This window comes from Rhodohalobacter sp. SW132 (assembly GCF_003390325.1).
Classification (GTDB): domain Bacteria; phylum Bacteroidota; class Rhodothermia; order Balneolales; family Balneolaceae; genus SW132.
In genome coordinates, this window is sequence record NZ_QUOK01000006.1 from 60,723 (window position 1) to 82,668 (window position 21,946).

The following is a 21,946-nucleotide window of genomic DNA, read 5'->3' on the forward strand; positions in this document are numbered from 1 at the left end:
CATGAACTTTTTCATTAGAATGCCATGGATAATCCGAAATTGAAGATTCGTTTTTGCGGATAGAAAGACCCGGCCGCATTCCTGGCTTCGGGATCCATCCAGAAGTCGCTGAACGTAAGGAGATTAAACCCATTCGCATATATCCTCATTCTGCTTATTCCAATAGGGTCCATTAAACTGGCGGGTAGATTATAACCTACCTCCATATTTTTTAGCCTGATGTAATCCGTGTTAAAGTAGAAGTGAGTGTTTGCATTCGACATCCAATACTCTTCAGTTCTCTGGTAAGCTCTTGGCTGAGAAGCATTCGTATTATCTGGAGTCCATCGGTCTCTGGCAAAATCATTAAAGTAGTTTCCAAAATCTCCCGATTCTGTGGAAATATACTGAGATGCACCTGCGGCTCCCTGGAAGAAGACCAGGAAATCAAAGTTTCTGTATTGTCCGGAGATATTTAAGCCACCATTCCATTTAGGAAGCCCGGTTCTGTCAACTCTTACCCTGTCATCCGCATCAATAACGCCGTCTCCGTTAACATCCTCAAAGATCAAATCTCCAGGACGTGCTCCTGACCAGCTTGGCATACTGTCTACATGTTCCTGATCACGGAACACACCGATTGCCCGGTAATAGAGACCGGTATTCATGGGTCTGCCTGTAGAGCGCTGCCATTCCGGTGCTCCGGGCGGTTCATCCCAGTTTACAATTTTGTTGGTTGCATAACCACCATTCAATGTAATGCCCAACATGAAATTGTTACTGATTTGTGAGCGCCATGATACACTACCGTCAAAACCCCACGCATCCACTTCACCAATGTTTTCCCGCGGCAGGCTGATACCGGCTGATTGCGGCACAGAAGCATTTCTCCACCAAAGAATATCACTACGGTTTTCAGTGAAATAATCAATTTCAAATGCAAGCTGATCATTAAACATGGAAGCTTCAATACCAACATCAAATTGTGTAGCTACTTCCCAACTTACATTCCTATTGGGTGTTTCCCCCGGAAAGATGCTCTGGCCGGGAGTATTATTAAAAATATACCCACCACCATTACGGAAGGTGTTCATAAACTGGAAAGGTTCAATACGGTCATTTCCTGTTTGGCCATAAGAAGCTCGCAGTTTCAGTTCATTAAAAAACCCGGTTGCATTTCTGAACCAATCTTCCTGTGTTAACCGCCATGCTGCAGAAACAGAGGGGAAGAATGCAAATCGGTTATCTTCGGGAAAGATATAGGACCCATCATATCGAGCAATCAACTCCACCATATATTTGCTTTGGAAGTTGTAATTCACACGGCTAAAAAAGTTCAGTCTGGTTGCATGATCAGGTCTGTCACCCAATGATGAACTTCCCCCGCCAATACTCTGTTGATCTTCACCACCGAAAGAAAGCTCGTCTATTTCTGTGGAAACAAAGTATCTTCTATACGCATTAAATCCTGAATTTGTAATTCGCTGACTTTCAGTCCCAAGTAACAGGCCTAAGGTATGATTTTCAAAATCCACACGGTAATTACCCACCAGGTTAAGAAGTATATTTCTTCCCTGGTCTGACCACTGCTGCAGGTTTGCATCATTGTTCGGTACAAGACTTTCATTAAACGTAGGTTCTCCGCTATCATCGAAACCTGTAAAGTCATACAAAGTCCAGGGCGATTGCCATCGTTTCCTTTCTCTGAAATCCTGGTCAAACACGGCAGTACCTGTAAATGAGAGCCCTTCTACTTGCGGTACATCTATACTGAGCCTCGCGTTACTTTGGAAATAGTACCTTTCATCTTTATCGTATCCGGTAGCATCTGTACCGGTTACCACCGGGTTCACACCGTTTTCAATATCCGGTGCAGGTAGGCCATTAGGCCAAAAACCATGCTCATTCGGTTTACCCCGCATCAACATCCTGAATGTTTGCCCCGCACTTGCTGTGGGGAAATTCCGGTCCTCATAACGTCCTAAAACATCAAGAGATAATGTTATGTTATCAGAAAGCCGCCCATCAAGATTACTTCTAAAACCGTATTCATTATAACGTGTTGAACTGTTTCGGTAGAATCCATCTTCAGTTAAACCGCTGAACGATATGAAATATCTCATGGATTCACTTCCGCCTGCAACAGACATATCCAGTCGGGATTGCTGTGAAACAGGTTTAAGTGCTTCATTAAACCAATCCGTATCAGGGCACTCCCAGGCATCTTGTTGCAACCGGTGGCAATCAATTTCAGCCTGCGTGAAACGGTCCCCCTGGCCTCTGTAGTTGTCAACTTCGTTAAGCATTTGCATGTAAGTAGCCGCATCTGCCATATCGGGAATCCGGGTAGGCTGATTAAAGCCCTGATTTACATCAATCGTAAACTGTGGTGCTCCTTCACGTCCGCGCTTTGTGGTAATCAGGATTACTCCATTTGCAGCTCTGGAGCCGTAAATAGCTGCAGAAGCATCTTTCAGAATTGTAACGCTTTCAATATCCCGGGGATTGATTCGGTCCAATCCGCCTGCGCGATCGGGAACCCCGTCTATTACAATCAAGGGCTGGTTGTTATTGAGCGTACTTTCTCCACGAATCCGAATGAGGGCCCCATCATAACCGGGTTCCCCACTTTGGTTAACCGTTACAATCCCTGGCAGATTACCGCTAAGAGTATTTGCAAGATTAGTTACAGGAATCTGCTCAAGCCGCGGCCCTTGAATGCTACTCACTGAACCTGACAGAGTTTCCCGTGCCTGAACACCGTAGCCTACAACAATCAGCTCATCACCAGAAAAAACAGACATTTGGAGTTGAACATCTATTTCAGTTCTTCCATCTATGGGTTCTACGAGTCTTTGAAAACCCACGAAAGTAAATACAAGATTCACATCCAAAGAAGGTACAGTAAGTTCATATGAGCCATCAGGACCGGTGTTTGTGCCTATGCTTGTACCTTCAACTACCACGTTTACACCCGGCATGCTTTCGCCTGTTGCGGCATCTCTTACCACGCCACTGATAGTTTCCTGTTCCTCAATTACAGGTGCAGCATCTTTTTCTGTTATGACAATAGTCTGTTCATCGAGTTGAGTATAATCAAGGTTAAGTGCCGTAAAAAAACCGCTCAGCTCATCCCCTGTAATCTCATTAATGGATAATCCACTGAGATCTACATACTTATCCTCTATCACCCGATCGTGATATAGAAATGTGACTTTAAACTTCTTTTCAAGATCATTCAAAAGATGTTTGATGGGAATCTGACTCACTTCAGAATCGGTTTGATTATCCATAAATGAATAAACCGATGCCAATGAGCTCTCGTTTGCCTGGGCATTTAATTCCAGGGCACCCGTAAATTGCATAAACAATGCTGCCAATAAAAGGCATATCAATCGTTGCATTCGCTCCATATGTATCATGTTTAGGTTACGTGTTCAGTGTGAAAGCGCTTTTCTGGGTAGAAATAAGAAGTTTTACTCATGATCTATATCTATTTATCCTCCAATAATAATGTTGTTATTGAGATGGGCGACGGAAATATCCACAGCTTCAGAAATGCCTTCCATGATTAGCTGAAGGTTTTCGCTGCTGATACTTCCTGAGATAGTTTTTTCCTGAATATTCTCAAATGGGAAAATAACTTTAACTCCAAATACATATTCAATTCTTGCTGCGACATCTGTAAGTGGGGTTTGATCAAAAACCCATACGTCCCGAATCCATGAAGTATAGATATCAGGGTCAACTTCTTTGACCTCAATTTTTTCAAGTCCTGACATGTACCATGCCATTTGGCCTGGCTCAATTATCATACTGTTCGATTCAACAACTCCATTCTCTTGGTAACTTTCAATTTTGATAATGCCTTTTTCAAGTACAGTTCTTGTGCCTTTTTTTGATGTCTGCACATTTAAGGTAGTTCCAAGTACTTCAATTATACCATCGTGTGTATGTATATGTATTTTTCGGTTATCTTTACCATCAGCATTTACAGGTTGTATATCAAACCACGCTTCTCCCTGCAGATAAATATCAATATCACGTGTACCTTTAGCTGAACCTGTAAAAGCATACTTAAGATGAGAATTGGCATTCAAAATAATACTGGAACCATCAGAAAGCTGGAGTGTAACTTTTTCTCCAAAGCTTGTGAAAAATTCTGATGATGTTTGGACAGCCGGAATTTCAATAACCTCATAATCAATCACCTCAAAATTTTCGAAAATCGTATACATGGATAAAACAATCATTGCCACGGCAGCGGCTGCAACCGGCCAATAGTTTTTTTTCCTATGCTTGGTTTGATTTAATTTTTTTATAGGATTCTTAACCTTATAGCTCCCTTCGCGTTTTATCAGTTTTTCTATTTTGTTGATTTCGATAATCGGATCAGGAATATTTCGCTCACTCTTGGAAGTAAAACGAATGAGCTGCATGGCCTGATCATACAAAATTTGGTGAGAAGAATTTTCTTTAAGCCAACTAACCCAGTGCTTATGTTCAGCGGCAGAAGCTTTTTTCTTTATGAAACGAAGAAAGGAGTCGTCAGATAATAAGTCTTCTAAGTAGTTGTCTTCCATTATGCGGCTTTGTAGTTCTTTTAAACCTTAAACACAATTTTATAGACAGAGACAACAAACAATAGTACCGGAAAATATTTTAAGATTTCTTGAAATCGGTCATTGATACATTAAAAACCTGAGTTCGATTAATAATATATTTCATTTATTCGGTATCAAGTCTCCCCTAAAAAGGGGAGATTTAGAGGGGTGTTCATCGGTTTTTCTAAGTTTGGTGAACATCCCCCTGCATCCCCCTTTTCTAAGGGGGACTTTTGATGTCATTATTTAAGAATCGAACTCAGGTTAAAAGAGATAAAATAAGAATTACGCTTCCTGCACTCAGGCTTTTTGGGGTGTAGGTTTTTAGGAGGGGCAAAATTTGAGACGGCCAAATTCCGAAGAATGTCCGTGATGTGGTATTATTTTCGGTAATAAGATCTCTTTGAATTTTAGGGAATTGCAAACTTCATAATAGTTAGCTGTCAACTTTCTAAAACTCCTCTATCAATAGATGGCCATAAATAGACTCTCTCAAATGTTTTATGGCTTCATAGACGTAATTTTTTATGCTTTGATCAGAAAGATCTAAAAGAATAGCAATTTCATGGTTAGTCAATCCATGCTGGAGTCGCAGATAGAGTACTTCTTTTTGGCGGCCGGTGAGCAATTTCATCGCCTTATTGAATTTTCTGTATCTTTCACTTTCAAGCTCTCCTTCTACAATGCTCTCTTCCATGGATTGCAAAGTATCAGAATTCATGCTCATATATATTTGATCACGCCGATGTATGGACATGCTTTTCTTTTTTTGATCAAACAAAATTCTTCTGAGCGAAAATAGCAGGTAAAATTCCACGCATTTTGCATGATCAACGCTTTCACGGTTATTCCAGAGTTTTAAAAATAACTCCTGAACCCCGTCTTTCACCATATCATCACTATGCATTAATTTCATCCCATAATTGTAGAGACGGGTATAATAGCGTAAAAAAACCTCTCCCAAAGCTTCTTGTCGTCCATTCAGAAACTCCTTCCATAAATCTTCATCATTCCATTGGCCTGAATTATATGAATGATCCGACTGTAAGAACATAGCTGTGCCCCCACGTTTAGAAAATAGTTAATGAATGCAAACAAAAAATAAAGCTGCATTCTAAGTTTAAGGGAAACGAAATTACGAGCAATACTTTTTGCAAGACTTCACATAATATCCTGATTTTAAATAACTATAACTTTGAAAATAAACAAGAGTCGGATATGTAACTTCGTTTATTTTTTCTCAATTTATACTTTAGCTGTATTCAGAAATCATTGATGAATTCAAAAATCATTGAACTTGGATAAATCCTTCAGTGTCGTAATATATACCTATATATAATGGATTTACGGGCACCTTATTTAAATGTACTACCTCGGGGCAAAGCCCACAAGGTATCGACTTGGATTCCATACCTTTTTGATCGATACGGAGTGGAGTTTATTCTGGAGTGCCCCCCCTTTTGCCGCGGGCATCCTTTGGGGAAAGGGGCAATGGGAAGATGAACTCCTGAGCTTCACGATGGAAATGGACACTTCCAAAATCAGGATAAATGGCAGGCAAGACTTTTCAAAAATACAACTGCGTATTCTGAGAGGCACTTTCCAAGGTAGTATGCTGAAATACTATAACTGAACCCGCAAACACCAACAATCGGATCGGGTTACCACCCCAGGAAGTGCATCACACAAATGATGGGAATCGGCGGAATGCCCGAATCTCTTGAGGTGAACTGGTTTGATGGAAGAAGTGAGACGATTATCATCGAGCGCGGGGTGCTTGTGTATGAAGTTCAGTATGATGAGTAGGTTTTGATGACCGTCATCGCGGACCACGATCCGCGATCTTCCATCTCAGCACACAGAATCCATTCAGCCAGTGGCAAAATCCACAGGCCGGACTCAAATGGGAAATACCGTGTCGGGGCACGGTATGACATCAAATGACTCATGATCTATTTCCGTCATCGCGGAACCCGATCCACGATCTCCCATCTCAGCACGCAAAAACGTTCAGCCAATGGCAGAATCCACCGGCCGGACTTAAATGGGAGATGCCGTGTCGGAGCACGGCATGACATCAATTGACTCATGATCTATTTCCGTCATCGCGGACCCCGATCCGCGATCTTCCATCTCAGCACACAGAATCCATTCAGCCAATGGCAGAATCCACCGGCCGGACTTAAATGGGAGATGCCGTGTCGGAGCACGGCATGACATCAATTGACTCATGATCTATTTCCGTCATCGCGGAGCCTGATCCGCGATTTCCCATCTCAGCACACAGAAACGTTCAGCCAATGGCAGAGTCCACAGTCCGAACTCGAATGGGAGATGCCGTGTCGAAGCACGGCATGACATCAAATGATTCACAGCCTTCCACCGTCATCGCAAATTAATCCGACCACGCTTCTACATCATCATATACCTCGGCAAATTCCAGCCGATTCCCATCTTTAGAAATCGTTGTTTCGTAGGTCACTCCCTGGCTTTCATCTTCCCGCTCAATCAGTTGTTTCGCAAGTTGATTGATGATTAGCGACTGAATCACGCGCTTCAGCGGCCGGGCGCCATACACGGGATCATATCCCCTAACTGCAAGCCAGTCTTTCACATTATCCGGCACCGACAACGACACGTTATTTTTCTCAAGCATTGCATGTACACGTCTGAGCTGAATATCCACAATCTCACGGATATGGGTTTTATCCAGCGGATGAAATACGACCACATCATCAATCCGGTTGAGAAATTCAGGGCGAATTGTTTTACGGAGACGCTCCAGAAGTTTGTTCTGCAGCTCCATATAGGTTGTTTCATCCATCTCCCCGCCCGTTTTCTCAATTTCCTCAGAAATCAGGTGAGAACCGATATTGCTGGTCATAATCACAATGGTGTTGGTAAAATCGACCGTTACCCCTTTATTATCCGTCAGGCGGCCATCATCCAGCACCTGCAGCAGAATGTTGAAAACGTCGCTGTGGGCCTTTTCGATCTCATCCAGCAGCACAACACTGTACGGTTTACGGCGAACGGCTTCGGTGAGCTGCCCGCCCTCTTCATACCCCACATAACCGGGAGGCGATCCGACGAGTCGGCTGACGCTGTGCTTCTCCATATACTCACTCATATCGATCCGGATCATGGCGTCTTCATCATCAAAAAGGAATTCAGCCAGTGAACGAGCCAGCTCGGTTTTACCTACACCGGTTGATCCCAGGAACATGAACGACCCAATCGGCCGGTTTTCATCCTGCAGTCCTGCCCGCGAACGGCGAACAGCATCGGACACAGCCTCAATTGCCTGATCCTGACCAATCACCCGTTTATGAAGTTCCCCTTCGAGCTGAAGCAGTTTCTGGCGTTCACTGGAAAGCATTTTCTTCACCGGAATTCCGGTCCACCGGGAGACGATATCAGCAATTTCTTCTGCTTCAACCTGCTCTTTTAGCAGCGAACGCCCCTCTTTCACTTCGTTGAGCTCCTCTTTTGTATTTTGAAGATCTTTCTCAAGCTGAGTGATCGTGCCATACCGAAGCTCGGCAACTTTCTCGTAGTTCCCTTCCCTTTCGGCGCGATCGGCCTGGTTTCGGGCGGTTTCAATTGCCTGCTTGAGCTCCCTGGTTTTTTGGATCAGCCCTTTCTCCATATCCCACTGCGTCCGCATCGATTTACGCTGTTCTTCAAGATCAGCCAGGTCTTTTTCGTTCGACTTCAGTTTACTCTCATCTTTTTCCCGTTTCAGCGCTTCGCGTTCAATTTCGAGCTGACGAATTTGCCGTTCAATACTGTCCAGCTCTTCCGGCATAGAGTCGATCTCCAGCCGAAGTCGTGAGGCGGCTTCGTCAATCAGGTCAATGGCTTTATCCGGCAGAAACCGGTCGGAAATGTATCGGTGTGATAGTTCAGCGGCAGCGACAATAGCTGAATCTGTAATTCGTACACCGTGATGCACCTCGTACCGTTCCTGGAGCCCACGCAGGATGGATACCGTATCTTCCACGCTCGGCTCACCTACAAAAACCGTCTGCAGGCGGCGTTCCAGCGCTTTATCTTTTTCAATATATTTGCGGTATTCGGTCAGCGTTGTTGCCCCGATTGCGTGCAGCTCACCCCGTGCAAGCGATGGTTTTAAGATATTTGCCGCGTCCATGGATCCTTCGGTGGCACCGGCACCCACAAGTGTGTGGATTTCATCAATAAAGAGAATCATCTCGCCATCGGAGTCCATCACCTCTTTCACTACAGCTTTCAGCCGCTCTTCGAACTCTCCCCTGAATTTGGTTCCGGCTACCAGGGCACCCATATCGAGCGCAATGACCCGTTTGGTTTTCAGGCCCTCAGGCACATCACCCCGGACAATCCGAAGCGCCAGTCCTTCGGCAATCGCCGTTTTACCAACACCTGGCTCCCCAATCAGAACCGGGTTATTTTTTGTTCGGCGTGATAGAATTTGCATTACGCGACGAATCTCCTGGTCGCGGCCAATGACCGGATCGAGTTTATTCTTTTCAGCCAGATCGTTCAGGTCACGCGCATACTTTTTCAATGCTTCATAACGGCTTTCCGCATTGGGATCATCCACCGTTTGTGATCCCCGCACACCTTTAACCACATCCAGTATCGTATCGTGAGTTGCGCCCTGATTTTTCAGGTAGGTTCCAGCATCTCCTTTTGAATCAACAATTCCCATAAGAACATGTTCGGAACTGATGTATTCATCACCCAGATCGTTTGCATACTGTTGAGCCGCATCAAACACTGTTTTTGTACTGTTCGACAGGTACTGGCCGGATACCGAAGCACCCTTCACGATTGGAAAACTTTTGATTTGCCGATCGAGTTCTTCTCTCAAAGCCGGCAGTGCCACCCCGATTTTTTTTAGAATGGTGATCACCACATTTTCAGAATCGTTCAAAAATGCGGTAAGTACATGAGCTGGTTCAACCGCCTGGTGATTGCTGTTCTGAGCCAGTTCAATCGCAGCCTGAACAGCTTCCTGTGCCTTAATCGTAAATTTATTAAAATTCATAATCGTCAGATTTATTTTCTTTTATCTGATGTGATGCTAAAAACATACCACCGTTCAGAATCTGACGGATTTACAGATTTCTCTCTTCCCTGGAACCCCCACTGCTCTTTTGGCAATTGTACGTGGCACAATTTGCTCTCTTTGGCAGATATTAAAAGCCGTATATACAGATATAAAAAAAAGCGGCCCCTCTCGGAGCCGCTTTAAATATTATTAGACGTTATAAGTTTGTCTGGATCTTATCAGTTACTGCTTTCCGCTACCTGACGTTCCTGAATGCTATCTACCAGCACTTGAAAAGCGTCATTTGCTTTGTTCTCGGAAATAAGCGGAATAATTGATTCTGCTACGTTAAAGCTCTCTTTATCCTTCAGGTATGAAAGAGTAAGGTGTGCTTTATATCGCACAACGTGCGTATCGCCATTCAGTGCAAATTCAGTGATCCTTGTATTAACCCGTTGTGATTCGAATTCAGGGTTTAAGGCTTTGTATGAAATTGCATTGAAAAGAGTAGCTTCAACTATGCCGTTCACATCAGAACTGAGGCCGTAGAGAAGTGATCTCTCCATTTTTTCAAATTCGGCTTCTTTGTCCACATATTCAGTGGTTCCTAATGTATCAGCGGTTGAGCTGTTTGCGTTTACGAATTCTGCTGACGTGAATGTTATCACGACGATAAGAAATGCTGTGAGTGATTTAACTATTGATTTCATGGTACTGTAGGTTTTGAGTTGAAGTAGTAATTTTCTTTCCAGGCTATCACAGCCTTAACTGTTTTAGTTCGCTCTTAAGTTATCAGCATTTTCTTAGCTGAAACAACTATTTGACAATGATTTAATTTTAAATACTTGTCATAGTCCTGACATAAGTTCATATATTTTTCCTGAAAGCACTTCCATTTTTTTATCCTTAACACTGTCATAATATCGATACAATTTATCACTCTGATAGGGGTGGATCTGTTGCCTAAAAAATCGCTTACATATTCTTTTTTTCGTGGAAGCGATTTTATAGTATTTGATTATATTTTTTTGATTAACTGTCAAATCAACACGAAAAAAAGTGCATTTTCAGGCAATTAAAAGCGCTTTGCAACACAAACTGACAGACTGTATCTTGAGTTATCTGCAATAGAAATGTTCACTTTTGTGCGCGGGATACCAGATATGATTAAAAAAACAGAGAATATTACACTGGAATTAAAAACAGGAAACATCGTAAAACAGCATGATACCGACGCGATTGTGAATGCGGCAAATGCTGAGTTGAAGATTGGCGGAGGTGTAGCAGGCGCGATCCACTCTGCCGGTGATCCTGAACTGGAGCAGCTGACTCGTCCGCTGGCACCGATCAAACCCGGTGAAGCGGTCATCACCGAAGCGCCCAATCTGCCGAACCGTTTTGTAATTCACTGCCTCGGCCCCGTGTACGGAAGAGATGAACCGGCTGATACTTTACTTGCCAGGTGCTACAAAAATGCACTGACCTTGGCTGAGGAAAATCAGCTGGAATCGATCGCTTTTCCCGCAATTTCTACCGGAGCCTTCGGTTTTCCGATGAAAGACGCTGCAAGAATCGCCATCCAAACCGTACTCGATGAATCTAAACATGCTAAATCGCTGCGATTCGTGACGTTTGTCTTATTTGATGAAAAGACATACTCCGTTCATGCAGAAGTTTTGAAAAGCCTGGAGATTTGAAATAAAAAAGGGGCCAAAGCCCCTTCTGTAATTTAATAAGCAACAATCGGCTTATCTGTCATAAATATCGTTCAGTACACCTGCCAATCTCACACCGGCCTGAACCAGTCTCTTTTCAACAATATGGTAGTTCTGAAACCGGTATTCATACCCAATTCTATTGTCATCCGGAAGATCGTACACATCATCGCGATAACTGACGGATTCATTGGCCCAGTCTCTCACATCAGCTGACTGCCATTCGCGAACCTGGTCTTCATCCACAACATCGAGATTCATTGCGATTTCGGTGTAGCTCATCTGCCGTGAGTTGATCATATCGCTGTCCCACACCCTGTGGAGATTACTGTTATTGCCCATCCAGTGAACGCGAACTCGGTTTCCGCCGAGATCTTCGCCGGTTCCAACGTGCAGCGGCTGATGAATATCCCCAACCATATGCATCACAAACTTCAGCCTCTCGTACTCCTCCTGCTCTGAAAGACCGCCCTCTTTAAGCCTGGCGATACTCTCCTCAAGAGCCGCAATGATATCACCCTCCGGGTTCTTCTCTGTCTCATCGTAGGTCATCCCGTCAGGAATGGTAACCCAGTGCCAGGTATTCGTGTAGTCGTATGTGCTGTCCGACCGGATATCATCCATCCAGACGGTAGCTGATGCGATCGTCTCTTTACCAATCACACGCTCAATTTCGGCTGCTGTATTTTCTGTGATATGATTTTCTGCGATATGCCCTGTCACATAATGACCGATCTGTCCCCAGCGGAGATCATTTGAATCGGAATGGCTGAAAAGTGATGTTGAAAAAAGAATCAGGAAAGCGAAAAATGGCGTGTGCATGTGTGAAGAATTTTAAAAGTGATAAAGGGAGCCTAATATTCAAATATTTGGCATCACAATCCAGATGCGTTTCAGCCTTTTTAAAATTGCCTATAACTTCAGTTTGATTATTAAATTATGATCTCCCCCCCCTCTTTATAAGGGGTACCATGTTTAAATAAGTTTTAGAAAAAATCATTATAGAAACGATAGATTGAGTTTTTAACAAATGAATGGAGATTCTTCAACTCAGACAAAAAACGTTGCCTGTGATCTACCGATAACAAATTTTAAATAGCGTTATTTCTTGATTTAGTTTGCGATTTCTGCTCAATGAATGTACCCTAAATCCCCTCTTGAGAGGGGAAATGGATTTGAAAACTGCGGAACGCAGATTTTCAAGCCGAGGGGTGTGTTGGAAGGCGCCGGAGCCAGAATGCGACTACAGTTTTATCAAGACTCCGGAGAACACACCCCTAAATCCCCTCTCGAGAGGGGACCTTTAAACTGTCACCTTTCAATTATTTTGCCCCAATTAACTACATTAAAACTTCTTAGAGTAGGCTTTTGGGCAAAATTAGAAGCTCTGAATGACAAGGGTCGATTTCTGTTTAAAATAAAGGGCATTTGTCATCCTGACGATTCCCATCACTGATTTTATGAGGGAATGAGGAAGGGGCACCATCTCGGTTATTAAAAAAATAAAACGTGATAGGGTTTAACCGAAACAATATCCCCTAATTTTTCCGGATATCAGCAAGTTCTTTCAGCAGTTTCTTCTCTCTGGAAGATAGATTTTTTGGAAGTTTTACGTTACATCGGACGTAGTAATTTCCTTTTTTTCCGCCATTGTTCATAGCTGGAAGTCCTCGTCCGCTGAATTTAAAGAGTTTTCCATTTTCCGTCTCTTCAGGGATATTCAGTTTCAGTTTGCCATTTAGAGTAGGTACAATAATCTCACCGCCCAGTAGTGCTGTATAGAGGTCTATATCCACATCCTGATAAACATCCTTTCCTTTTCTCTCGATGTTTTCCGGAATATCTACGTTTATTTTCAGATAGAGATCACCCGTGGAAACCCCAAAATCTGATTTGCTTCCTCTGCCTTTCAGCTTCAGTTTTTTTCCATCTTCAATTCCGCCGGGAATTTTAATTTTCACCTTATCACCATTGATTCTAAATGTTTTCGTGGTATCTGTGAAAAGATCTTTTAAAGGCAGAGTTACATTGGCCGCCGTATCACCACCCGACCTGGATGGTGAACGTTTTTTTGTTGAGCGTGAAGTTTGCTGCTGCTGAAATCCGCCTCCACCAAAAAGAGTTTCAAAAAAGCTCGAAAACGGGCTTCCGGATGATGCACCTCCCCTGCCTGCCGACTGATCTCCAAATATATCTCCGTAATCTACATTTACTCGCTGACGGGTACCCTGCTGGCGTGCATATTCGTTCCAGTCGAAACCACCGCCGCCTCTGCTTCCCCCCTGCTGATATTGTTTCCAGTCGCTGCCCGCACGATCATATAGCTTTCGTTTTTCAGGATCTTTCAGAACTTCGTACGCTTCACCCACTTCCTTAAACTTTGTTTCAGCAGTGGAGTCGTCCGGATTTTTGTCGGGGTGATATTTAGCCGCCTTTTTTCGATATGCCTTTTTTATCTCCTGCTGAGTAGCAGATTTATCAACACCTAAAATTTTGTAGTAATCTTTATAATCCATATCCATTCAATCTGGCTTTTACAAATATTAGAAGCAAAAGTAATGCCAGATCATAATCGGGAGAATTATTGACAAAAAAAAAGCTGCCATCCAGCGGGATGGCAGCTTTTAACCTCAACCAAAACAATTACTATTATAACTCAAATGCGATAAACATATTGTTTCCCTGCCTGATAATTCTCAGCAGAAGCGCATCATTTTCAGACTGAGCATAATCGCTCATAATACTGTAGAACTCATTTTCATTTTCCACAGTCTGGCTACCCACCTGGGTGATCACATCACCTTCGCGTAATCCTTGTCGGTATGCTGAACTTCGCTGACTGATACCAGATACGATAACCCCATTCACTTCGGGCTGAAGTCTGAGCTGCTGCCGGAGGTTGTCGGTCAGGTCATCTACCTCAAAACCAAGCCGCTCAACCAAATCTTCTTTCTCATCTGGTTCTACAGCCGCAACATCATCTGCATCCCGTTCACCAAGTTCTACCGTAATAGTCATATTTTCGCCATCCCGGAAAATTTCAAGTTCAACTTCGGTTCCAGGTACAGAATTGGCAATCGCTACACGGAAGTCATGATAATCCCTGATTCGTTCGCCATTAAGGTTTACAAGCACATCCCCTGAGCGAATTCCCGCTTTATCAGCAGGGCCGCCGGATGTGATATCTCCCACAATAAATCCGCGCGGAGAACTCATGCCAAGAGCACGGGCCATTGTACGATCCACTTCGCCACCCATATTTAATCCAAGGAATCCTCGTGCTACACGCCCATCTTCGATAAGTGCTTCCATCACGTTTTTCACCATATTTACGGGAATAGCAAACCCGATTCCCTGGCTGCCTCCGCTCCGGCTGGCGATGGCGGTATTAATTCCAATCAATTCACCATCCAGATTAATCAATGCACCCCCTGAGTTCCCCGGGTTGATGGCGGCATCGGTCTGAATATAGTTCTCAAACTGGTTGAGACCCAGGAATGACCGTCCGCTGGCGCTTACAATTCCTTGTGAAACCGTATGTGCAAACCGCTCCTGAAGCGGACTTCCGATCGCAAGGACCATCTCACCAACTCGGATATTGTCGCTGTTGCCCAAAGGTACAGCGGGAAGATCCGGAACATCCACTTTCAGAACTGCCACATCACTTCCGGGATCGGTACCCACAATTTCTGCCTGATGCTCATCCCCATTAAATAGGCGAATGTTGATTTCTTCGGCGTTCTCAATTACATGATTGTTGGTTACAATATAACCAGAACCTGAATCAACAATCACACCTGACCCAAGGCCGCTAACTTGTCGTTCCCTTTCACGATTTTGACGCGGATCCTGGAAAAAGAAATCAAACGGACTACGAACCTGCTCGCGAACTGTTCGCTGCGTGGTGATGGTCACCACGGTAGGATTGGTTCTGTCCGCTATATTTACAATAGCGTTGTTAAAATCTGCAAGTGTTCGGATGGGAATATCTTCTGCTTTTTCAGAAGCAGTGGTATTAAAATTCGGCATATTAAATACCGAGGCGCCGGTGGAATCGCCGTCTATCGCGTAATTCATACCTAAAAACAGTACCAAAATTACTACTGCGGCGGCGATACTCTTCGTCATGCGGTCCATACGTATTTCTATCTGTTGATTAAGATTGAGGTTTATTGATAACCGTTTTGATCAATTTCATGTGGCTACTTCCTTCAACGACATGCAAGCATTCAGGACGGGAAATAGTACAATCAATCACATTCGATCATACAATGCTTGGTGACTGAATTTATTGTTGTACCCGTCGCAAATTCAGGTCTTTACTCCGGAATTCTGAATATTTTTTATGACATTACAGATCCGGACGTCCATTCCAAACGATCATCAGATGTAAAAAAATAGGCCGAGGCCATAGATCAATACGGCCCCGGCAACTAACTAACCTGCTCTCGTGAGAGAACACTATTGAATCGCTATCTGTTTTTTAAGCTTTTCTTCACGTTTACCGAGCTGAATATTCAGAACACCATCGGCATATGTTGCTTCGATGTTTTCAGAGTCAACGTGATCTGGCAGCTGAAACGTACGGCTGAATGATCCATAACGGGTTTCAACCCTGTGAAACCTGCGTTCTTTTTCTTCCGTTTCATGCTTGCGCTCACCGCTAACGGTTAACACATTGTTTTCAATATCAACGTTGATATCATCCTTTTTCATGCCCGGAACTTCCACTTCTATATTGAAGTTATTTTCCGTTTCTGAAATATTGATGCTGGGTGAAAATGTTGATGTGCGATCTGCAACCGCTTCATTAAAAAATTCATCCATTATATCTGAAAAATGTTTTCCGGCTACATTTCTTCCGGGTCTGCTATATTTAATAAGAGTCATGATTAAGCCTCCATTTGTGTTAATTGGTTCTGTTATTATAGCTGCAAGCGATATGCCAACTGAAATAATTGGCAGAACCCTGCCAGAATGATCAACATTTCAATGAAGGAGTTTCAGGTTGGATAACGTATGAATCACCTTGTCATTATATTTTCGACGAACTGACGGACAGAAACTGAAAAAATGACAAGTAACCCAATTTCTACGGGTAGACAGCATTCAATTCACATCTCTTTTTTCTGAGTTATTTTTCTGTTTTTAATTTATTATTATCAGAGTCATGCTTTTTTAATCACAAATTTTTAATAAAAAGCATCTGCAAATCCATAAAAGATTTATTCCATTTTGCTTTACCAATTTAAAATCCTCTCAAATGGCTAATACGATCTACCACAAATATGTCCCAACATACTTTATCAAGGTTCAGATTATGAATTAAGAGAGAGTCACCTATAAATTTAAATATCCTGCCATGATCCAGGTTTTCAATTATAAATTTATTATTCACCTATTTTTAGGGATACTTGCTATTATCTCTGCTATTGAACTTTTGAATAAGGGTTTACCATATAATCCTAATAATTCTATCAAAGCAGAAGACAAGCATGTATTATTTATTGCAGGCGCTCCCTCACACGGGTTCGGCAATCATGAGCATTATGGAGGTTCTCAGCTTTTGGCATCAACCATTGAAGAGGCTGATGTGGGTGTAAAAACAACAGTTATTAACGGATGGCCTGCTGATGCTTCAATTTTTGATGATGTTCATTCTGTTGTTATCTATTCAAACGGTGGCCCGGGTCATCCCATTATGGATCATCTTGAAAGTTTTAATGAAGTCATGGAACGCGGAGTAGGATTTGTTACCCTTCATTATGCCGTTGAAGTTCCTAAAGGAGAAGCAGGAAATAAATTTATAGAGTGGCAGGGTGGTTATTTTGAAACGGATTGGTCAGTAAATCCTTTTTGGACAGCAGATTTCAACGAATTTTCAACGCATCCAATACAACGCGGTGTTAAAAGTTTTTCCATTCGCGATGAGTGGTATTATCACATGAGGTTTGCCGATCAGATGGAAGGTGTTACTCCGGTTCTTACCGACCTCCCCCCTGCCGAATCACTCGAACGGGATGATGGACCACATTCTAATAATCCTCATGTGCGTGAATCTGTTCTTCAAAATGAAGAAGAACAACATGTAGCCTGGGCTTTTGAAAGAACCAATGGGGGCAGATCATTCGGCTTTACCGGCGGCCATTATCACTGGAACTGGGGACATGATCAGTTTCGAAGAATAGTAGCAAATGCAATTGTATGGAGTGCTGGAGCTGATGTCCCCCAGGATGGCTTACAATTCGCTCCCATCACCGCTCTTGAACTGGCTGAGTTAACTGACGATCCTATTCCAGATGACTGGGACCATCAGGACATACAGGATATGCTTGATAAAGCCAATAATTAACCTTTATTAAACCACATTAAACCAAAACAGATTTTATGTCAAATTCCAAGAAACTCATCACACGTCGTGATATGCTAAAAAATACAGCTGCACTATCAGCAACGTTTGCTGCGGGCTTATCAATTCCCGGGAACGTGTTTGCATCTGAAAAGAAGAAAAGCAGGAAAAAAGCGGTTGAAAACGGTCGCATCAAACAGATTCTCGTTTCATGGCCGTACATGAATTTTGGGGAGCACTGGAGTCTTGATCAGCTTTGCCAGGCTGCCGTTGAGCTGGGCTGTGAAGGAATTGAACTCGTGGGACCGGATGAGTGGCCAACCATGAAAGAGTATGGATTGCAGTGCGGAATGTCTGTGAATGGAATGCCGGACCCTCCTTTTGAAAAAGGATTGAATAATCCCAGGTATCGCGACGAGGTTTTAGAGAAGACTAAACGCAGGATTGAGGAATGTGGCGAAGCAGGCGTCCCAAATGTTATTGCATTTACCGGATTTGAGTATCGTGATCTCGATAACCCCGATGCCGGAACCATTCCGTCGGATGAAGGCGCTCAATATACCGTTGACGGGCTGAAAGAGCTTGCCCGGTACGGCGAACGTCACGATGTTACCATCTGTGTGGAACATCTGAACTCACGGGTTGAAGATGATGACAACCGCGGGCATCCCGGCTACCAGGGCGATGACATCGATTACTGTGCAGATATCATTCGTGAAGTGGGCTCATCTCACGTGAAGCTGCTCTTTGATATCTATCACGTACAGATTATGAATGGTGATATTATCGCCCGAATACATGAGTATGGCACCGACCTTATTGGCCATGTGCACACCGCCGGAGTTCCAAACCGTGCTGAACTGGATGATTCCCAGGAGCTGTTCTATCCTCCAATCATGCAGGCGCTTCTTGATATCGGGTATGAAGGATATGTGGGACAGGAATTTATCCCCACCCGCGATCCTATGGAAGGGCTCAGAGAAGCGATTGCCCTTTGTGATGTGTAATCTGCTTTTTTGAAAGCAGCATTCAGGAAAGCACTCTTGTAATTGACTGAATAATGAGTAAACAGCACGTCGTTTCCGGCGTGCTGTTTTCATTTATGAGTGATATTTTTATTTACCGTAGCTCTTATTCCACTCTTTCGCTACGAGAAACGCCATTTCAAGACTCTGCTCGTAGTTCAGGCGGGGATCGCAGTATGTTTCGTAATTGAGATCCAGGCTATCTTCATTCAGGCCGTTGGCTCCGCCAACACATTCGGTGACGTTGTCGCCGGTAAGTTCCAGATGAACGCCGCCAAGGTAACTTCCTTCCGCCCTGTGTACAGCAAATGTCGTGCGAATCTCCTGCAGAATATCATCAAAACTTCGGGTTTTAATGCTGTTCCCCGTTGAGAAGGTGTTTCCGTGCATCGGGTCGCAGCTCCAGACAACAGGATGTCCTTCTTTTTTAATCGCCTTGATAAAGTCCGGCATAATTTTCTCAACATCATCCACGCCCATCCGCGTAATCAATACAATTTTACCTGCCTCGTGTGTTGGGTTGACGGTCTCAATCAGTTTCAGGGTTTCATCCAGATCAAACGGCGGCCCAACTTTAATTCCAATAGGATTTTCGATTCCTTTCAGGTACTCCACGTGTGCACCATCCAGCTGCTTGGTCCGGTTACCGAGCCATACCATATGTCCGCTCAGATTGAACCAGCCGCTTTTTCGCGGTACCTGACGGGTTTGTGCGGAATCATAATAAAGATTTAAAGCCTCGTGCGAGGTATACAGATCGATCTTGTGGAGTGTGGTGAATACGTTCGGTGTGATCGTCTCCATGAAATGAATCGCCTTGTGGATGGAATTCACCATCGCTTCGTAATCCTTATAATACTCGTTGTTTTTCATGAAATCGAGCTCCCACTGTTCGGGATGCTGGAGATCGGCAAAGCCTTCATCGGTCAGCGCACGCAAAAAGTTAAGTGTCAGTGCAGATTTATTGTACGCCTGAATCATGCGTGACGGATCCGGTTTTCGCGCTTCGGCATTTGGCTCGAAGCTGTTAATCAGGTCACCGCGGTAATTGAGCATTTCCACACCGTCAATCACTTCAAAATCTTTAGATCGCGGTTTGGCAAACTGACCCGCTATCCGGCCGATTCGAACGACAGGCGTGCCCATTTCATGCACAAGAATGAAACTCATCTGGAGCAGTACTTTCAGCAGGTTTACTATTTTGGGGGATTTACATGCATCAAACGTTTCAGCACAATCTCCGCCCTGAAGTAAAAATCCTTTCCCGTTCGATACATCAGCAAGCTTCTCTTTAAGTGCTTCAATTTCCCACGATGTAATGAGCGGGGGCAAATCCTGCAGTTCGCGATACCTGCTTTGAAGTTCTTCCGTATTAGGATACGTAGGTAACTGCTTAATAGGCTTGTCGTTCCACGATAGCGGGTGCCAGTCAAGCCCCGATGTAGAACGTGCAGATGAGATGGGATTTGCCGTTTTCTGTTTCGTACTCATAGATATGTTGTGGTTCATTGTTATCAAAAATAGCCTTTAATATAACAATTTCGCGGGGAAAGAAGTGCCGGTTCCTATAATTTTCTCACGCATTAGTGTCATGCCAATTTTAAACCTGTCAGGTTTGGGGAATAAAATCCTTTTTATGAATTTAAAACCCAATAAACCTGACAGGTTTTATCCGACACTTTATCGATAACACGACATTGGTCTGTACGGCCAAAAAATGCCTAAAATTCTTTATTTTAAGTCGTCTTGTACAGAAAACAGCTCATCAACTGCTTTTGGAACCGGCTCCTAAAACCGCGTCTCTTTTTAATTGTTTGCGATTTGATTTAGCCGTTCCTGAATTTTTTCTTCAGGCCACCACTCTCCCCTAACCATCACGCCGGCTCTGTCACTTACGTTAGCGATGTCTTGCAGCGGATTTTGATTTAGCAGGATCAGATCTGCCCTTCTGTTTTCTTCAACTGTACCGAACTCATCAGGTGTATCATAATAGATAGCCGGATTTTTTGTCCCTGTAACCAGAACTTCATAGGGTGAAAGACCGGTTGCCACCATCATTTCTAACTCGTGGTGAATAGAAAATCCGGGCACATTAAAGAATTGTGGTGCATCAGACCCAAGTGCTATAGGAGCACCACTATCGTGAAGTTCTTTTGTAAGTATTTGACGAATTTCAACAAGGCGATTTGCTGCTTCAGGTTGAAAATCATCTCTGGCCTGAAAGTCACGCTTCGAATTCACCCAGCCATCTACCACATCAGCCGGCATATACTTCATTTCCGGCCACTCAGCCATCTCCTCAGCAGGTACTTCAGATGCAAGATGTTCTACAAGGCTTAAGGTGGGCACATTCCATGTTCCGGCCTCTATAGTGCGCTCTACAGCCTCAGAAATTCGACTCGCATCAGCAAGATGAACAACAGCACTGCCAAAAAACCCGGGATTACTTCCATCCCAGCCGGCATCATCCGGCACCAGAAATTCAACATACCTGTCGTAATGATCAATGGATTTCTGGCCGGCTTCTAATGCATTAACGAGTCCCACACCTTCCGGTATGTGCCCGGCAAACGGCAGTCCAATTTCTTGAGAAGCCTCTGCAACAGCGAGATATGTATCCTGTGGCAGGCTTCCCATTTTCATGTGATCAAAACCCGCTTCCTTATATTCCCGAACAGCACGTTCGGCATCCTCCGGTCCCGAAACAGAGTTGGAACTTAACCAGGGTGTTGCGGCAAAAATTGTGGGCCCTGTTACCTCACCCTCTGCCACCTTGTCTCTCAGCTCTATATGGTATGGGTTTCCTGCCATGTTACGTACAGTTGTTACACCATTGGAAATATAGAGAAATAGCACATCTTCAACATATTGGGGATTATCAGATCCGGGAATATGTCCATGCATCTCCGTTAGCCCGGGCATTAAATATTTATCACTCCCATCAATCTGTTCTGCATTTTCAGGGATTTCTATGTCACCAGACGGTGCAACGGAAGAAATTCTGCCATCTCTGACAATAACGGTATGATTTTCGAGAATGCGTTCTTCATCCATTGGCACTACATTTACATCCGTAAAAGCATATACGCCGAAGTTATTTATTTCTCCCGATTTATCCGCACTTAAACCGACCATAAAAAAAGATGAAAAAGCAACCAGACAAATAAGAGAGTAAAAGTAATTCCTGAATTTATTTTTTGTAATCATAGTACCCTTTTTTTGAGATTATGCAATTTTAA

At 43.6% G+C, this 21,946-nt stretch carries 16 protein-coding genes; 3 read left to right on the forward strand and 13 right to left on the reverse strand.

From position 1 onward, the window contains the following. Positions 1-14: 14 nt before the first annotated feature. The 7 genes from DYD21_RS12440 to DYD21_RS12465 all read right to left on the reverse strand — a co-directional run bounded on the left by DYD21_RS12440 (position 15) and on the right by DYD21_RS12465 (position 10,328). A complete protein-coding gene (locus DYD21_RS12440) occupies positions 15-3,392 on the reverse strand; it encodes a TonB-dependent receptor (RefSeq protein ID WP_158551626.1) in 3,378 nt (1,125 codons plus the stop codon). Between the two features lie 84 nt (positions 3,393-3,476). Continuing rightward, a complete protein-coding gene (locus DYD21_RS12445) occupies positions 3,477-4,562 on the reverse strand; it encodes a FecR family protein (RefSeq protein ID WP_116037267.1) in 1,086 nt (361 codons plus the stop codon). A 472-nt stretch (positions 4,563-5,034) separates the two neighbouring features. After that, complete coding sequence (locus tag DYD21_RS12450; protein WP_116037270.1) at positions 5,035-5,637, reverse strand: RNA polymerase sigma factor; 603 nt, start codon at positions 5,635-5,637, stop codon at positions 5,035-5,037. A gap of 736 nt (positions 5,638-6,373) precedes the next feature. Further along, positions 6,374-6,532 (reverse strand): hypothetical protein, encoded by a 159-nt coding sequence (locus DYD21_RS21080; RefSeq protein WP_158551629.1) that lies wholly within the window; start codon positions 6,530-6,532, stop codon positions 6,374-6,376. Positions 6,533-6,623: 91 nt separating this feature from the next. After that, positions 6,624-6,815, reverse strand: coding sequence for a hypothetical protein (locus tag DYD21_RS20905; RefSeq protein WP_147303579.1), 192 nt, complete (start codon positions 6,813-6,815; stop codon positions 6,624-6,626). Between the two features lie 163 nt (positions 6,816-6,978). After that, positions 6,979-9,615 carry an ATP-dependent chaperone ClpB gene (gene clpB, locus DYD21_RS12460; RefSeq protein WP_116037275.1) on the reverse strand — a complete coding sequence of 879 codons (2,637 nt, stop codon included), beginning with the start codon at positions 9,613-9,615 and terminating at the stop codon, positions 6,979-6,981. A gap of 242 nt (positions 9,616-9,857) precedes the next feature. Then, positions 9,858-10,328, reverse strand: a complete 471-nt coding sequence (locus DYD21_RS12465; RefSeq protein WP_116037277.1) for a hypothetical protein — start codon at positions 10,326-10,328, stop codon at positions 9,858-9,860. Between the two features lie 453 nt (positions 10,329-10,781). On the opposite strand from DYD21_RS12465, the gene DYD21_RS12475 reads away from it, so the two are divergent. Beyond that, complete coding sequence (locus DYD21_RS12475) at positions 10,782-11,315, forward strand: macro domain-containing protein (RefSeq protein ID WP_116037486.1); 534 nt, start codon at positions 10,782-10,784, stop codon at positions 11,313-11,315. Positions 11,316-11,366: 51 nt separating this feature from the next. Here DYD21_RS12475 and DYD21_RS12480 read toward each other — a convergent pair whose 3' ends face one another. The 4 genes from DYD21_RS12480 to DYD21_RS12500 form a co-directional block, all read right to left on the reverse strand. Beyond that, complete coding sequence (locus tag DYD21_RS12480; RefSeq protein WP_116037283.1) at positions 11,367-12,155, reverse strand: S1/P1 nuclease; 789 nt, start codon at positions 12,153-12,155, stop codon at positions 11,367-11,369. Positions 12,156-12,871: 716 nt separating this feature from the next. Beyond that, positions 12,872-13,849 carry a DnaJ C-terminal domain-containing protein gene (locus DYD21_RS12490; RefSeq protein WP_158551632.1) on the reverse strand — a complete coding sequence of 326 codons (978 nt, stop codon included), beginning with the start codon at positions 13,847-13,849 and terminating at the stop codon, positions 12,872-12,874. A gap of 133 nt (positions 13,850-13,982) precedes the next feature. After that, positions 13,983-15,470, reverse strand: coding sequence for a Do family serine endopeptidase (locus DYD21_RS12495; protein WP_116037291.1), 1,488 nt, complete (start codon positions 15,468-15,470; stop codon positions 13,983-13,985). 324 nt (positions 15,471-15,794) lie between these two features. Further along, positions 15,795-16,223, reverse strand: coding sequence for an Hsp20/alpha crystallin family protein (locus DYD21_RS12500; protein WP_116037293.1), 429 nt, complete (start codon positions 16,221-16,223; stop codon positions 15,795-15,797). Positions 16,224-16,695: 472 nt separating this feature from the next. On the opposite strand from DYD21_RS12500, the gene DYD21_RS12505 reads away from it, so the two are divergent. Together DYD21_RS12505 and DYD21_RS12510 are read left to right on the forward strand one after the other, a co-directional pair. Then, positions 16,696-17,685, forward strand: a complete 990-nt coding sequence (locus DYD21_RS12505; RefSeq protein ID WP_116037296.1) for a ThuA domain-containing protein — start codon at positions 16,696-16,698, stop codon at positions 17,683-17,685. A 35-nt stretch (positions 17,686-17,720) separates the two neighbouring features. Beyond that, positions 17,721-18,689 carry a sugar phosphate isomerase/epimerase family protein gene (locus tag DYD21_RS12510; RefSeq protein ID WP_116037298.1) on the forward strand — a complete coding sequence of 323 codons (969 nt, stop codon included), beginning with the start codon at positions 17,721-17,723 and terminating at the stop codon, positions 18,687-18,689. 108 nt (positions 18,690-18,797) lie between these two features. On the opposite strand, the gene DYD21_RS12515 is transcribed toward DYD21_RS12510, so the two are convergent. Together DYD21_RS12515 and DYD21_RS12520 are read right to left on the reverse strand one after the other, a co-directional pair. Beyond that, the gene (locus DYD21_RS12515) at positions 18,798-20,198 is read right to left on the reverse strand and encodes a class II 3-deoxy-7-phosphoheptulonate synthase (protein WP_116037301.1); all 1,401 of its coding nucleotides are present in this window, start codon (positions 20,196-20,198) and stop codon (positions 18,798-18,800) included. Between the two features lie 315 nt (positions 20,199-20,513). Next, positions 20,514-21,914, reverse strand: coding sequence for an amidohydrolase family protein (locus tag DYD21_RS12520; protein WP_116037303.1), 1,401 nt, complete (start codon positions 21,912-21,914; stop codon positions 20,514-20,516). Between the last annotated feature and the right edge of the window lie 32 nt (positions 21,915-21,946).

Excerpts from the sequence above, each read along its gene's own strand:
- DYD21_RS12450 (WP_116037270.1), bottom strand. The coding sequence starts at position 5,637 with ATGTTCTTACAGTCGGATCATTCATATAATTCAGGCCAATGGAATGAT.
- DYD21_RS20905 (WP_147303579.1), bottom strand. The coding sequence starts at position 6,815 with ATGAGTCAATTGATGTCATGCCGTGCTCCGACACGGCATCTCCCATTT.
- DYD21_RS12510 (WP_116037298.1), top strand. The coding sequence starts at position 17,721 with ATGTCAAATTCCAAGAAACTCATCACACGTCGTGATATGCTAAAAAAT.
- DYD21_RS12465 (WP_116037277.1), bottom strand. The coding sequence starts at position 10,328 with ATGAAATCAATAGTTAAATCACTCACAGCATTTCTTATCGTCGTGATA.
- DYD21_RS12440 (WP_158551626.1), bottom strand. The coding sequence starts at position 3,392 with ATGGAGCGAATGCAACGATTGATATGCCTTTTATTGGCAGCATTGTTT.
- clpB (WP_116037275.1), bottom strand. The coding sequence starts at position 9,615 with ATGAATTTTAATAAATTTACGATTAAGGCACAGGAAGCTGTTCAGGCT.
- DYD21_RS12480 (WP_116037283.1), bottom strand. The coding sequence starts at position 12,155 with ATGCACACGCCATTTTTCGCTTTCCTGATTCTTTTTTCAACATCACTT.
- DYD21_RS21080 (WP_158551629.1), bottom strand. The coding sequence starts at position 6,532 with ATGAGTCATTTGATGTCATACCGTGCCCCGACACGGTATTTCCCATTT.
- DYD21_RS12495 (WP_116037291.1), bottom strand. The coding sequence starts at position 15,470 with ATGGACCGCATGACGAAGAGTATCGCCGCCGCAGTAGTAATTTTGGTA.
- DYD21_RS12515 (WP_116037301.1), bottom strand. The coding sequence starts at position 20,198 with ATGAGTACGAAACAGAAAACGGCAAATCCCATCTCATCTGCACGTTCT.
- DYD21_RS12475 (WP_116037486.1), top strand. The coding sequence starts at position 10,782 with ATGATTAAAAAAACAGAGAATATTACACTGGAATTAAAAACAGGAAAC.
- DYD21_RS12445 (WP_116037267.1), bottom strand. The coding sequence starts at position 4,562 with ATGGAAGACAACTACTTAGAAGACTTATTATCTGACGACTCCTTTCTT.
- DYD21_RS12520 (WP_116037303.1), bottom strand. The coding sequence starts at position 21,914 with ATGATTACAAAAAATAAATTCAGGAATTACTTTTACTCTCTTATTTGT.
- DYD21_RS12490 (WP_158551632.1), bottom strand. The coding sequence starts at position 13,849 with ATGGATTATAAAGATTACTACAAAATTTTAGGTGTTGATAAATCTGCT.
- DYD21_RS12500 (WP_116037293.1), bottom strand. The coding sequence starts at position 16,223 with ATGACTCTTATTAAATATAGCAGACCCGGAAGAAATGTAGCCGGAAAA.
- DYD21_RS12505 (WP_116037296.1), top strand. The coding sequence starts at position 16,696 with ATGATCCAGGTTTTCAATTATAAATTTATTATTCACCTATTTTTAGGG.